This window comes from Campylobacter sp. CFSAN093238, from assembly GCF_012898015.1.
Classification (GTDB): domain Bacteria; phylum Campylobacterota; class Campylobacteria; order Campylobacterales; family Campylobacteraceae; genus Campylobacter_D; species Campylobacter_D jejuni.
The window spans coordinates 407,784-421,461 of the sequence record NZ_CP040611.1; the positions used below are offsets into that span (position 1 = coordinate 407,784).

Annotated in this window: 12 protein-coding genes; 11 read left to right on the forward strand and 1 reads right to left on the reverse strand. The window is 30.9% G+C overall.

Annotation, left to right across the window (positions count from 1 at the left end):
- Positions 1-51 precede the first annotated feature (51 nt).
- The 9 genes from FBF21_RS02205 to FBF21_RS02245 all read left to right on the forward strand — a co-directional run bounded on the left by FBF21_RS02205 (position 52) and on the right by FBF21_RS02245 (position 11,752).
- Entirely contained in the window at positions 52-834 is a 783-nt protein-coding gene (locus FBF21_RS02205; RefSeq protein WP_002874536.1) for a fumarate reductase cytochrome b subunit, read from the forward strand.
- Complete coding sequence (locus FBF21_RS02210; RefSeq protein ID WP_002874537.1) at positions 818-2,809, forward strand: fumarate reductase flavoprotein subunit; 1,992 nt, start codon at positions 818-820, stop codon at positions 2,807-2,809. Before FBF21_RS02205 ends, FBF21_RS02210 begins: the two co-directional genes overlap by 17 nt.
- Positions 2,802-3,527: a fumarate reductase iron-sulfur subunit gene (locus tag FBF21_RS02215; protein WP_002874538.1), complete on the forward strand. Its 726-nt coding sequence runs from the start codon at positions 2,802-2,804 to the stop codon at positions 3,525-3,527. Before FBF21_RS02210 ends, FBF21_RS02215 begins: the two co-directional genes overlap by 8 nt.
- A 27-nt stretch (positions 3,528-3,554) precedes the next feature.
- Positions 3,555-5,741 carry a dynamin family protein gene (locus FBF21_RS02220; RefSeq protein WP_002874539.1) on the forward strand — a complete coding sequence of 729 codons (2,187 nt, stop codon included), beginning with the start codon at positions 3,555-3,557 and terminating at the stop codon, positions 5,739-5,741.
- On the forward strand, positions 5,731-7,560 hold the full coding sequence (locus tag FBF21_RS02225) for a dynamin family protein (RefSeq protein WP_002874540.1): 1,830 nt from the start codon (positions 5,731-5,733) through the stop codon (positions 7,558-7,560). Before FBF21_RS02220 ends, FBF21_RS02225 begins: the two co-directional genes overlap by 11 nt.
- Positions 7,560-8,264 carry a tetratricopeptide repeat protein gene (locus FBF21_RS02230; protein WP_002860264.1) on the forward strand — a complete coding sequence of 235 codons (705 nt, stop codon included), beginning with the start codon at positions 7,560-7,562 and terminating at the stop codon, positions 8,262-8,264. Before FBF21_RS02225 ends, FBF21_RS02230 begins: the two co-directional genes overlap by 1 nt.
- A gap of 135 nt (positions 8,265-8,399) precedes the next feature.
- Positions 8,400-9,128, forward strand: coding sequence for a gluconate 2-dehydrogenase subunit 3 family protein (locus FBF21_RS02235; protein WP_002855611.1), 729 nt, complete (start codon positions 8,400-8,402; stop codon positions 9,126-9,128).
- Position 9,129: 1 nt separating this feature from the next.
- Entirely contained in the window at positions 9,130-10,851 is a 1,722-nt protein-coding gene (locus FBF21_RS02240) for a GMC family oxidoreductase (protein ID WP_002869914.1), read from the forward strand.
- 205 nt (positions 10,852-11,056) lie between these two features.
- The gene (locus tag FBF21_RS02245; RefSeq protein ID WP_058001632.1) at positions 11,057-11,752 is read left to right on the forward strand and encodes a hypothetical protein; all 696 of its coding nucleotides are present in this window, start codon (positions 11,057-11,059) and stop codon (positions 11,750-11,752) included.
- 105 nt (positions 11,753-11,857) lie between these two features.
- Here FBF21_RS02245 and FBF21_RS02250 read toward each other — a convergent pair whose 3' ends face one another.
- Entirely contained in the window at positions 11,858-12,562 is a 705-nt protein-coding gene (locus FBF21_RS02250; protein WP_002859493.1) for a putative metalloprotease CJM1_0395 family protein, read from the reverse strand.
- Positions 12,563-12,669: 107 nt separating this feature from the next.
- Between FBF21_RS02250 and FBF21_RS02255 the strand changes: the two genes are divergently transcribed.
- Positions 12,670-13,032 carry an HIT family protein gene (locus FBF21_RS02255; RefSeq protein ID WP_002855609.1) on the forward strand — a complete coding sequence of 121 codons (363 nt, stop codon included), beginning with the start codon at positions 12,670-12,672 and terminating at the stop codon, positions 13,030-13,032.
- Between the two features lie 73 nt (positions 13,033-13,105).
- Entirely contained in the window at positions 13,106-13,678 is a 573-nt protein-coding gene (locus FBF21_RS02260) for a YceI family protein (protein ID WP_002869915.1), read from the forward strand.

A 13,678-nucleotide genomic window follows, 5' to 3' on the forward strand; every position in this document is an offset into this window, starting at 1 on the left:
GTAATATAATGAAATGGATTTTTTTTAATTTCTTTTTACAAAGGAGTAAAGATGCGTGAGCTTATCGAAGGTTATTTGGGTAAGAGCATTGAGGGCAAAAAAAGTAAAATGCCTGCGAAATTAGACTTTATCCAAAGTGCTTCAGGGCTTTTTTTAGGTCTTTTTATGTGGGTGCATATGCTTTTTGTTTCTACAATTTTAGTCAGTGAGGATTTTTTTAATTCTGTGGTCCATTTTTTAGAATTAAAATTTGTTTATGATAATCCTGTTATGAGTTATCTTACTTCATTTTTAGCCGCCTGTGTTTTAGTGGTTTTTTTCGTTCATGCTTTACTTGCAATGAGAAAATTTCCTATTAATTATCGCCAGTATCAAATACTAAGAACACACAGTAAAAAAATGAATCACAGCGATACTTCGTTATGGTGGGTTCAAGCTTTTACAGGTTTTATTATGTTTTTCTTAGGTTCTGCTCATCTTATTTTTATTGTAACCAATGCAGATAAAATTAGTGGTGATATGTCAGGAGATAGGGTTGTAAGTCATTTTATGTGGCTTTTTTATGCTGTTCTTTTAGTGTGTGTTGAGCTTCACGGAAGTATAGGTCTTTACAGACTTTGTGTTAAATGGGGTTGGTTTGAAGGAAAAAATGCAAAAGAAAGTCGTAAAAAGCTTAAAACTGCTAAATGGATAATCAGCATTTTCTTCCTAGTTTTAGGTGTATTAAGTCTTGCAGCATTTATAAAAATAGGTTATGAAAACTACCAAAATCAAACCCAAACTACTGCGATGATAAAAAACTACAATGGAGCAAATTATGAATATACAATATAGTGATGCTTTAGTAATAGGCGGAGGATTAGCAGGTCTTAGAGCGGCTATTGAAGTAGCAAAGAGTGGCCAAAGTGTAACACTTTTAAGTATTTGTCCAGTGAAGCGTTCTCACTCTGCAGCGGTGCAAGGAGGTATGCAGGCAAGTTTAGCAAATGGGGCAAAAGGTGAGGGTGATAATGAAGATCTTCACTTTGCAGATACAGTAAAGGGAAGTGATTGGGGCTGTGATCAAGAAGTAGCAAGAATGTTTGCTCAAACTGCACCAAAAGCAGTGCGTGAACTTGCGGCTTGGGGTGTGCCTTGGACTAGAGTTACTAAAGGTCCAAGAACTGTTGTAATCAATGCACAAAAAACTGTGATTGAAGAAAAAGAAGAAGCGCACGGGCTTATTAATGCTAGAGATTTTGGTGGAACTAAAAAATGGAGAACTTGCTATATCGCAGATGCAACAGGGCATTGTATGCTTTATGGTGTAGCAAATGAAGCTATTAAACATCAAGTAAAAATCATTGATAGAATGGAAGCAGTAAGAATTATCCATGATGGTAAAAAATGCTTAGGTGTGATCGCTAGAGATTTAACTAATGGACAACTCATTGCTTATATTGCAAGAGGAACCATGATAGCAACAGGGGGCTATGGTAGAATTTATAAACAAACTACAAATGCGGTAATTTGCGAAGGAACGGGTGCAGCCATCGCTCTTGAAACAGGGCTTTGCAGACTTTCAAATATGGAAGCAGTGCAATTTCATCCAACTCCTATTGTACCAAGCGGTATTTTGCTTACTGAAGGTTGTCGTGGCGATGGCGGAATTTTACGTGACGTGGATGGATATCGTTTTATGCCTGATTATGAACCAGAGAAAAAAGAACTTGCAAGCCGTGATGTGGTAAGTCGTAGAATGATGGAACATATTCGTAAAGGCAAAGGTGTAAAAAGCCCTTATGGGGATCATTTATGGCTTGATATTTCTATATTGGGTCGTGCTCATGTGGAAAAAAATCTCCGCGATGTACAAGATATTTGCAAAACTTTCAATGGTATTGATCCAGCAGATGAAGGTCCAAAAGGTTGGGCGCCAGTTCTTCCAATGCAGCATTATTCTATGGGTGGAATTAGAACTAAACCAACAGGTGAAAGTCAATGGCTAGAAGGACTTTTTGCTTGTGGAGAAGCAGCTTGCTGGGATATGCACGGATTTAATCGTTTAGGTGGAAATTCATGTGCTGAAACTGTTGTAGCAGGTATGATAGTGGGAGATTATTTTGCAGATTATTGTAAAAATAATGGTGAAGTAATTGACACAAATGTAGTAAAAGACTTCTTAACTAAAGAGTATCAATATTTAAAATCTTTAGTAGATAAAGAAGGTAAACATAATGTTTTTGAAATCAAAAATAGAATGAAAGAAATCATGTGGGATAAGGTAGCTATCTTTAGAACAGGTGAAGGTTTGAAAGAAGCAGTAGATGAACTTGAAAAACTTTATAAAGATTCTCAAGATGTTAAAGTGCATTGTAAAGAGCTTGATTGTGCAAATCCAGAGCTTGAAGAAGCGTATAGAGTACCAAGAATGTTAAAAATAGCACTTTGTGTAGCTTATGGAGCGCTTTTAAGAACAGAAAGTCGTGGGGCGCATTATAGGGAAGATTATCCAAAAAGAGATGATTTAAATTGGATGAAAAGAACCAATACTTTTTGGGTAGAAGGCGAAACATTACCACGCATAGAATATGAAGAGCTTGATATTATGAAAATGGAAATTCCACCAGCATTCCGTGGATATGGAGCTAAAGGAAATATTATAGAAAATCCTTTAAGTGAAAAACGCCAAGCTGAAGTGGATGCAATACGTGAAAAAATGGAAGCTGAAGGCAAAGGTCGTTATGAAATTCAAAACGCTTTAATGCCTTATGAATTACAAGCTAAATATAAAGCACCAAACCAAAGAATAGGAGTTGATTATGAGTAGAAAATTGACAATAAAGGCATTTAAATATAATCCTTTAAGCAAAATTTCTAAACCACATTTTGTGACTTATGAGCTTGAAGAAACTCCTTTTATGACGGTTTTTGTATGTTTGACTTTGATCCGTGAAAAAATGGATGCGGATCTGAGTTTTGACTTTGTTTGTCGTGCAGGGATTTGCGGATCTTGTGCAATGATGATTAATGGAGTGCCAAAACTTGCTTGTAAAACTTTAACTAAAGATTATCCTGATGGAGTGATAGAGCTTATGCCTATGCCTGCATTTAGGCATATTAAAGATTTAAGCGTGAATACAGGCGAGTGGTTTGAAGACATGTGTAAGCGTGTTGAAAGCTGGGTGCATAATGAAAAAGAAACTGATATTTCTAAACTTGAAGAACGCATTGAGCCAGAAGTTGCGGATGAAACTTTTGAACTTGATCGTTGTATAGAGTGTGGAATTTGTGTAGCTTCTTGTGCAACTAAACTTATGCGCCCAAATTTCATAGCTGCTACAGGACTTTTAAGAACAGCTAGATATTTACAAGATCCGCATGACCATAGAAGTGTGGAAGATTTTTATGAATTAGTAGGCGATGATGATGGTGTTTTTGGTTGTATGTCATTGCTTGCTTGTGAAGATAATTGCCCTAAAGAATTACCTTTGCAAAGTAAAATCGCTTATATGAGAAAACAACTTGTCGCTCAAAGAAACAAATAAATCTTTCCCCTTTTTAAGGGGAAGATTATGAAAGAATTATTCCAAAAAATTTGGCAAAATGAACTTCAATTTTTAAATTTTGATGCTAAATTTCAAGATAAAAGCAAACTTGATACGGCCGAGTGTGCGATTATTTTAAGTGTCAATAAAGACAATTATGAAAGATATTTTCTCTTAAAAGAATTTCAAGAGCTTTGCAAAAAAATTGATTTAAGAGTGGATATTTTTAGTATACAAAATGCTCAAATTTGTATTTTAAATTTTTTTAAATCAGGTTTTATTTCAAAGCAAGATTTGCTTAAGGCTCTAAAAATTTTAGAAAAAATTTCAAAAAATACTGAAATATTTGATTTTATTTCACAAGAAAAAGTTCAAAGTATAGATCAAAAAGCTTTATTTCAAAATGATTTTAAAGAATTAAACACCATTAATTTAGAGCTTCAAAAGCTAAGTTTTGATGAAAATTTAAAATCAAGACTTCAAAAAACTTTGGAAAAATTTCAAAATTTAGAGTTTAATATAGCCATCACTGGCGTGATGAATGCAGGAAAATCAAGCCTTTTAAATGCTCTTTTAAAAGAAGATTTTTTAGGCGTTTCAAACATACCTGAAACAGCTAATTTAACAGTATTAAGTTATGGTAAGAGCGAAGAAGCAAAGATATATTTTTGGGATAAGAAAGAATGGCAAAATATACTTGAAAGTTCGCACTTTAATGCAGATTTAAAAGAATTTATTGACAAGCTGGATAAGAGTGTAAATATAGAGGATTTTATCAAAGTTAAACCTTTAATACAAAATATCGCACTTTGTGAGCTTAAAGATTTCAGTTCAGCTAAAAATAAAATTTCAGCTTTAATTAAAAAAATAGAAATTAAAAGTCATTTAGAATTTTTAAAAAATAATATTTCCATAGTTGATACTCCAGGACTTGATGATGTTGTAGTTCAAAGAGAAATTGTTACAAATGAGTATCTTAGAGAAAGTGATTTTTTAATTCATTTAATGAATGCTTCTCAAAGCTTGACTCAAAAAGATGCAGACTTTTTGGTGCATTGTCTTTTAAATTCAAGGCTGAGTAAGTTTTTAATTGTTTTAACTAAAGCGGATTTGTTAAGCAAAAAGGATTTAGAAGAAGTCATTGTTTATACCAAGGAAAGCTTAAAATCAAGACTTGTAGATTTAGATGAAAATTTGGTGGAAAAGATTGATTTTTTATGTGTGAGTGCTAAAATGGCAAGTGATTTTTATAAAGGTTTAGCACCTAAGGAAAGTTTGCAAAAAAGTGGTATGCAAGAATTTGAAAACTATCTTTTTAACGAGCTTTATGCAGGAGAAAAAAGCAAGATTGCCTTAAGAGCTTACAAAAAAGAATTACATTTGGAACTTAAAAATATTCTAAGCGAATATGAAATGCAAAATCGTCTTATTAAGGAGAATAAACAAGGTGTAAGTGAAGAAAATCAAAAGCTTTTACTTGAACTTCAAAAGCAAAATATCTTATTAAAAGAAGCACAAGATGAAATTTCAAATTCCGTTGCAAAACTTAAAAATATAGATAGTGGCATAGATAATCTTGTTTTACTTTTGGCTAAAAAATTAAAAGAACGTTTGATAGATGAGTTTAAATATTTGAAAAATAATGCACAAAAGCTTAATCTTTCTCGTATTTTAAATATAGTTGATATTACCACAAAAGATGGGATTAATGATATTTTAAGAGAAATTAAATTTGAAAATATTAAAAAAATCGAGGAGCTTAAAACAAATTTATCTTTAAAATATGATTTTTTAAAAGATGATTTTGATAATGGTTTTGAAGGTTTTAAAGATGGAATTTCAAAAAATATAGATAGTATTTTTCAAAGCGAAAAATTTGCACTTTTAAGATTGAAAATTGAAAAATTAAGCAATCTAAAATCAGATTTATATGAGCTTGAAACGAATTTAGATACGGTTATTTTTGATACTTTTAAAGAATTTAAAATGAGCGAAATTTTAAACTCTTTAAATATCAATGGAGCATTTTTTGAGTTTTTAAATGATAAATTAAAACATTATGAAAAAAATCAAAAATCAAAATTAGAAAGTCTTGAAAAAGTTTTACAGAGTCTGAAAAATCAAGATGCCAATATTTTAAATTCTTTTAAAGAAAATTTAGAAAAAATTGAAAAATTAAAACAACTTGAAATGGGGCTTTTAAATGCAGATTAATCTTTTAAATGATTTTATAAAAGCCTATGAAAATACTTATAGTGTGAGTTTTGATGATAGTTTTAAAGGGCGTATTCAAGAGCTTTGCAAGGAACTTAACGAGCCTTTTATGCACGCAAGTTATGCTTTAGAAAATGAATTAAAAGAGCTTGTGTTTTCTTTGGATAAGAATGTTAATATCGCTATTATAGGGCAGTTTTCAAGTGGTAAATCAAGTTTGCTAAATTTGATCTTAGGGCGTGATTGTTTGCCTACGGGTGTTGTTCCTGTTACTTTTAAACCTACTTTTTTACGCTATGCAAAAGAATATTTTTTAAGAGTAGAATTTGAAGATGGAAGTGATATTATCACAAATATAGAAAAATTAGCCTTTTATACGGATCAAAGAAATGAAGTAAAACAAGCAAAAAGTTTGCATATTTTTGCACCCATTCCTTTACTTGAAAAAATCACTCTTGTAGATACTCCAGGTTTAAATGCAAATGAAAATGATACTTTAACAACTCTTGATGAGCTTAAAAATATTCATGGAGCGATTTGGTTAAGTTTGATTGATAATGCAGGTAAAAAAAGTGAAGAAGATGCCATAAAAGCAAATTTAGAACTTTTAGGAGAAAATAGCATTTGTGTATTAAATCAAAAAGATAAATTAAGCACAGAAGAGCTAGATAATGTTTTAAATTATGCAAAAAGTGTGTTTTTAAAATATTTTAATGAGCTTATTGCCATTTCTTGCAAAGAGGCTAAAGATGAGCAAAGCTATGAAAAATCTAATTTTCAATCTTTGCTTGATTTTTTAACTCAGCTAGATACAACAGTTTTAAAAGAAAAATTTGTTAAAAGAAAAATTTTAAATTTATGCGAAATTTTAGAAGATGAAAACCAACTTTTTGTAGGTATTTTTGATCGTTTATTAAATCAATTTCAAAGTTATGAAAAGCATTTACTTTTAGCGTATGAATTTTTTTTAAAAGAGATTGAAATTTTAAATCATCAGATTTTAGAACAGCTTAAAAGCATTAGCGAAAGAATTTCTAGTGAAATTTTTGCAAGTGTTAAGGAAAAAGATGCTTATTTTTACAAAGAAAGCAAAGGATTTTTAAAGAAAGATTTATACACAAGATATGATTATAAAGCGCCTTATATTTCAAGCGACGATGCTTTTTTGGCGATGTTTTATAATAGTGATGTGATGAGTAAAGAGTTTAAAAAAATCAAAAATGAACTTTATAAATCTTTTGAAGAAATCAAGATGAAATTAAAAGATTTTATAAACATACTTGAAAGAGAAATTTTGCTTTTTAAAGCAGAATTTTCAAACATACAAAAAGATCACATTTTCCAAAGTGATAAAAATTTTAGTGAATTAAGAGCTTTTTGCAATGCAAGTGATGAGTACTTTTTGAAAGATTTTAAGGAGCTTTTATTTAAAAGTATTTTAGAGCTTGATTTATTTTTTGAAAAATTAAATCTTAAGGCTTTTACAAATTATGAAAATGCTACGAAACTAAGCCTTGCATTTTTTAGTCGTAAAATCAATGAAAGTCGTGTTCTTTATGAGCTTGATAGTTCTGAATTCGTACTTTTTTATCCTAAAAAAAGCGAAATTTATGAAAGAGTTTTAAATGAATTAAATGTTTATGAGTTTGAAACTTTGCTTATTAATAAGCCTATTTTGACAAAAATTGCAAAAAATTTTTTAGAACAAAGTCAAAATTTAATCCAAGAAAAAAATAAATTTTTAGATCTTAAAAAAGCAGAACTTCAAAAAAGAAGAGTACAGATTTTAAATGTTAGAGAAAGTATAAAGGAAGATTAATGAGAATATTTTTAGCTTTATTTTTATTTTTTAATTCATTACTTGCATTAAGTGAATTAGAAGAAGGTTTAAAACTTTATGAAGCAAATAAATTTGATAAAGCTTATGAAATTTTTAAAAGCCTTTGTGAAAAAGATATTTCTAAAGCTTGTTTTTCTTTAGCTTTTATGTACGAAAGTGCTAAGGGTATGAGTAAGGATTTAAATCAAGCTTATAAATTTTATGATAAAGCTTGTAAATTGGGTTTAGCAAGTGCGTGTTCTAATATGGCTTTGCTTTTGCAAAATCAAGGTTATAAAAATGAAGCTCTTTTGGCTTTTAATAAAGCTTGTACTTTAGGAGAATCGTTAAGTTGTAATAATATAGCTTTATTTTATGAAAAAGAAAAAGATGGACAAATGGCCTCAAGTTTTTATAAAAGATCTTGTGATTTAAAAAATGCAAGAGCTTGTTATCAATTAGGGTCTTTATATGATAAAGGAGAGCTTGTTAAAGCAAGTGTAAAATCTGCCCTTGCTTTTTATTCTAAATCTTGCACTTTAGGTTTTGGTGAGTCTTGTTATTTGTTAGGACGCTATAATCAACTAGAAAAACAAGATTTAACAAAGGCAAAAAGATATTTTGGTATGGCTTGTGATCAAAAACATCAAGAAGCTTGTGCAGCTTATAAAGAACTTAATTCTAAAGATATAGAGCTTTATTAAAAGTTCTATTTTCATTACTTTCAAAGATATTCTTAAATAAAATTAAGAATAACACAAAATTTATCGCTTTTTAAAGTTAAATTTATATTAATAGGGCTAATATAGTCTTGTTTAAATTATTATCAAGGAGAAGTAATGCAAGACAATATTATTGATCGCAGAAGCTTTTTTAAACTAGGGCTTTTAGGTGGTTCTGTAGTAGCAGCTAGTACTATAGGTGGCGGTGCTGTTTTAAAGGCAGCAGAACTTACGCATTCGCATCAAGCTTCACAAGGAAAATCAAATAAAGTTAGAGGTAGAATGTTTTTTCAAACTCAAACTGAATTTGATACCTTAAGTGCAGCCTGTGAAAGAATTTATCCTAAAGATGAGCAAGGAGAAGGAGCTATAGGTTTAGGCGTACCTTATTTTATCGATAATCAGCTAGCTAGTGCTTATGGTTATAATGATAGAGAATATATGCAAGGACCTTTCATTGAGGGTAAAGCTGAACAAGGCTATCAAACTCCTATGCAACGCAAAGATATTTTTTTAGAAGGTGTGCATGCTCTTGAAGAAAATGCTCAAAAGCGTTATAAAAAATCTTTTTCTCTGCTTAAAGGTGGAGATCAGGATAAAATTCTAAGCGATTTTGAAAAAGGAAAAATTCAAACTACGGGTTTTAAATCTTCTTATTTTTTCACTCTTTTAAGAGATATGACAGTAGCTGGAGTTTTAGCTGATCCAATTTATGGCGGAAATGATAATAAAAATGGTTGGAGAATGATGCAATATCCAGGCGCACAAATGAGCTATGTGGATAAAATTGCAAGTGATGAATTTTTTAACATTGAACCTATGAGTTTAGCAGATATGGAGAGTTAAAATGGCTGAAGTATTAAAAAAAGTAGATGTGGTAACAGTTGGGGCAGGATGGACTGGAGGTATAGTGGCTGCAGAGCTTACTAAAGCAGGTTTGAATGTACTTAGTTTAGAACGCGGACATATGCAAAGTACTGAAAATTTTAATTTTATCCATGATGAGTGGAGATACGGGATTAATTATGGTTTGATGCAAGATTGCTCGAAAGACACTGTGACTTTTCGCCATGATCCTAGTGGTTTAGCCTTGCCTTATCGTAAAATGGGTTCGTTTTTATTGGGTAATAATGTTGGCGGTGCAGGGGTGCATTGGAATGGTTGGACTTTTAGGTTTATGCCTTATGATTTTGAAATTCAAACCCTAAGCAAACAAAGATATGGTAATAAATTAGGTAATGATTATACCTTGCAAGATTGGGGTGTGACTTATAAGGATATGGAGCCTTATTATGATAGATTTGAAAAAACCTGTGGGGTATCAGGTGAGTCAAATCCTTTAGCGGAAAAAATGGGAGCTTTTAGATCCAGTCCTTATCCACAAGAACCTCTTGAAAATACTAAAATGCTTAAACGATTTGAAAGTGCAGCAAAAAGTTCAAATTTACACACTTATCGTTTGCCAGCTTCAAATTCTAAAGGTGGCTATACAAACCCTGATGGTCAAGATTTAGCTCCTTGTCAATACTGTGCGTATTGTGAGCGTTTTGGTTGTGAGTATGGCGCAAAAGCAAGTCCTTTAAACACAGTAATTCCAAAGGCTATGAGCACAGGTAAATACACTATACGCACTTATAGCAATGTAACGCAAATTCTTAAAAAAGACGGAAAAGTAACGGGGGTAAAATTTGTCGATACTAGAACGATGAAAGAGTATATTCAACCTGCTGATATAGTTGTGCTTACAAGTTATATGTTTAACAATGCTAAGCTTTTAATGGTAAGCAACATAGGTGAGCAATACGATCCAAAAACAGGTAGAGGAACTTTAGGTAGAAATTATTGTTATCAAATGAACATGGGTACAACAGCTTTCTTTGATGAGCAATTTAACACCTTCATGGGTTCAGGTGCTTTGGGAACTACGAGTGATGATTTTAACGGAGATAATTTTGATCATTCTAAGGAAAAATTCCTTCATGGAGCTATGATTTATAGCGTTCAGCTTGGAACTCGCCCTATACAATCAGCCCCACTTCCAGCAGGAGCTCCAACTTGGGGTGCTGAATTTAAAAAAGCATTAAACTATAATTTCACAAGAGCTATTACCGTAGCAGGACAAGGTGCTTCTTTGCCTCATAAGAATAATTATTTAAGTCTTGATCCAACTTATAAAGATGCTTTTGGTATGCCACTTTTACGCTTAACTTATAATTTCACCGATCAAGATAGAGCTTTGCATAAATTTATCACAGATAAAACAGCTGAGGTAGCAAAAAGAATGCAAGGAGTAAAATCAATCAAAAAAGGTGCTTATCTTAAGGATTATAGCGTTGTGCCTTATCAATCTACTCATAACACAGGTGGAACAACCATGGGTGCAGATAGAGAAACTAGTGTGGTTAATACTTATTTACAACACTGGGATGCGGATAATCTTTTTGTTGTAGGAGCAGGAAATTTCCAACACAATAGTGGATATAATCCAACTGATACTGTAGGAGCTTTGGCTTATCGCTGTGCTGAAGGTATTTTAAAGTATCATAAAAGTGGAAAAAGCTTAGCTTGATAATAACTTGAGAGTTTTTGAAAACTCTCAAGATTATAAATTTTTAATTTTCTTCCGATATAGTATAATATCAAGGAAGGCAAAAATGATTAATGGTGTAAATTCTTATTTAAACTACAATTATACAAAAAGGCAAATGTAGTCTGCTCTTGGTGGTTGGAATCCAAGATTATTTTAATAAAATATCATAAAAAAAGGGTTTTCTATGGTAAATTTTGATACTCAATATACAAATATCAATTATCCAAATAATAACACAAGCAATAAAAAAACTGTGCTTAAAAATGATGATGATGCTTATTATGAATCCATAATAAAAAAATTTGGAGATCTTGAAAAATTTAAAGAAGAAAATGGCTATAATGGATCTCCTGATGTAAAAGAAGTAGAAAACTCTTTATATAAAAGATATATGGAAGATAGACTAAGCAAGGATGAAATAAAAATACTTAATAAATTTGGCACAGACTATCTTACAGAAGGCGTAGATTTGTCCGCACTTCATAAACGAAAAGTTGATCTTTTAAAAACTCTTACAAGTATGAATGAATTTGAGAAAATATGGGGTGCTGAAAGGGCACAAAGAGAAAAACAATTCTTTAATGAACTTGGTAAGCCACTTACTCAAGAAGATATAGATAGGTTCTTAACTAATAAAAACAATCAAAAAGAAGACAAAGAAGCTTTCAAACCTATACAAGCAGAAAGTAAAAACAAAGAAACTTACAAAGATGATAATACAAGAAACGAGCTTGTAAAAAAACTATTAGAAGGTAAATTTAGCACTAGCAAAGAATTAGAAATTCTTTTTGGTGTGAAATTTAGTGATGATGATGCAGGAGAATTTAATAAAATTCTTTCTTTAAATTCTGCACCAAAAAGTATAGATATAAAAGCTTGAAAATGCAAAAATTTAAATTATAAAAAAGAAAAAATGTTAAATATCTTAACATACAAATTCAAGTCATCGTTTTTATAAGGAAATTTTTTATTTAAATTAAGAATTTTAAGATGCGATATTGAATTTAATGTCGTTATTTTGTGAGTTTTGTTGATAAGTTCTAGCAACAAAATTTTTAAAGTCTTTATCAAAATTTGAATTTTTATCGTTGTTTTTTGAATCTTTATCTGTTTTTTCTAAGCTATTTTCTGAATTTTTGTCATCTTTTTCTTTATTTTCTTCTTCTTTTTCTTTGGCTTCTTCGGCTTTAAGCTTCATTGCTTCAGCTCTTGCTTCAAATTCCATTTTTGCAGCATTTGCTGCAACTTTATAGTCTTGTGGGCTAGGATCAGCAGGAGCCATAGCTGCTGCTGCGATTTGTCTTGCATTGGCTATAGTTTCTTCTGGTGTGTTTCCTTTTTGCATGCTGATAGGAACTTCACCCGCTGTAGCATACATTTGATTATCAGGGCCTCTTGTATAAGTAAAACTTGCAGCACCTGCTAAGCCGCCACCCGCTGCTTGATGCGCAGCTTCATGAGCCTTTACATTTCTATCGATACTTTGGAGTTCGCGAACTTGAGCTACTTCTTTTTGGCTTAGCTCTACGCCATTAACCATTTGGGTTTGTTCGCCATTTTTTTCTTTATCATCTTTATTTTCACTAAGATTTTTTTCATCTTTTTGAGTGGAATCAGATTGATTTGTTTTATCAAAAGAAGGTTTGCTAGAGTAGTAATCATAAGAGTTATAACTTGAACTAATTTGCATTTATCCTCCTTTTTGTTTTTTAAATTTTTAGGAATTTTAACGCATTTTGACTTAAAAATTTGATAAATTTTGTAAAATAATCATAAATACAATTTCAAAGGAATGTAATGATTTATGAAAATGATTTGATTTATATAGAGAAAGAGGAGGCTCAAGTGCCTTGGCTTAAAATTTTTACTAAAGAAATTTATAAAGAATTTAGCGATTGTCCTTTAGAGTTGCAAAAGGAACTTTTTGAAAAAATTTTACTTTGTGAAAAGGCTATGATAGAATTTTACAAACCTGAAAAAATCAATATCGCCTCTTTTGCAAATTATGTGCCAAGGGTGCATTTTCATGTTATGGCAAGATTTAAAGAAGATGCGTTTTTTCCAGAGTGTATGTGGGGAAAACAGCAAAGAGAAACAATAAAGCTTGATTTGCCTAAATTTGAAGAATTTGTAAAATTTTTAAATAGTAAAATTTTTTGATTTTTATTAATGATTTGTTATGTTTTATCTAATAAAATTTTTATATTGAAAATTACTATAAAAAAGGAAAAAAATGAAAAAAGTTTTATTGAGTTCATTGGTTGCGGTGTCTTTGTTAAGCACAGGTTTGTTTGCTAAAGAATATACTTTAGATAAAGCACATACAGATGTAGGTTTTAAAATCAAACATTTACAAATTAGCAATGTAAAAGGAAATTTCAAAGATTATTCTGCGGTGATTGATTTTGATCCTGCGAGTGCTGAATTTAAAAAGCTTGATGTAACTATAAAAATCGCATCTGTAAATACAGAAAATCAAACAAGAGATAATCACTTACAACAAGATGATTTTTTCAAAGTAAAAAAATATCCTGATATGACTTTTACAATGAAAAAATATGAAAAAATCGATAATGAAAAAGGCAAAATGACAGGAACTTTAACTATAGCTGGAGTTTCTAAAGATATCGTTTTAGATGCTGAAATCGGCGGTGTAGCTAAAGGCAAAGATGGAAAAGAAAAAATAGGATTTTCTTTAAATGGAAAAATCAAACGCTCTGATTTTAAATTTGCAACAAGTACTTCAACTATTACTTTAAGTGATGATATTAATTTAAATATCGAAGTTGAAGCGAACGAAAAATAA

Coding starts and splice junctions, on each gene's coding strand:
- FBF21_RS02235 (WP_002855611.1), top strand. CDS start 8,400: ATGCAAGACAATATTATTGATCGCAGAAGCTTTTTTAAACTAGGGCTT.
- FBF21_RS02250 (WP_002859493.1), bottom strand. CDS start 12,562: ATGCAAATTAGTTCAAGTTATAACTCTTATGATTACTACTCTAGCAAA.
- FBF21_RS02210 (WP_002874537.1), top strand. CDS start 818: ATGAATATACAATATAGTGATGCTTTAGTAATAGGCGGAGGATTAGCA.
- FBF21_RS02205 (WP_002874536.1), top strand. CDS start 52: ATGCGTGAGCTTATCGAAGGTTATTTGGGTAAGAGCATTGAGGGCAAA.
- FBF21_RS02230 (WP_002860264.1), top strand. CDS start 7,560: ATGAGAATATTTTTAGCTTTATTTTTATTTTTTAATTCATTACTTGCA.
- FBF21_RS02215 (WP_002874538.1), top strand. CDS start 2,802: ATGAGTAGAAAATTGACAATAAAGGCATTTAAATATAATCCTTTAAGC.
- FBF21_RS02255 (WP_002855609.1), top strand. CDS start 12,670: ATGATTTATGAAAATGATTTGATTTATATAGAGAAAGAGGAGGCTCAA.
- FBF21_RS02220 (WP_002874539.1), top strand. CDS start 3,555: ATGAAAGAATTATTCCAAAAAATTTGGCAAAATGAACTTCAATTTTTA.
- FBF21_RS02225 (WP_002874540.1), top strand. CDS start 5,731: ATGCAGATTAATCTTTTAAATGATTTTATAAAAGCCTATGAAAATACT.
- FBF21_RS02240 (WP_002869914.1), top strand. CDS start 9,130: ATGGCTGAAGTATTAAAAAAAGTAGATGTGGTAACAGTTGGGGCAGGA.
- FBF21_RS02245 (WP_058001632.1), top strand. CDS start 11,057: ATGGTAAATTTTGATACTCAATATACAAATATCAATTATCCAAATAAT.
- FBF21_RS02260 (WP_002869915.1), top strand. CDS start 13,106: ATGAAAAAAGTTTTATTGAGTTCATTGGTTGCGGTGTCTTTGTTAAGC.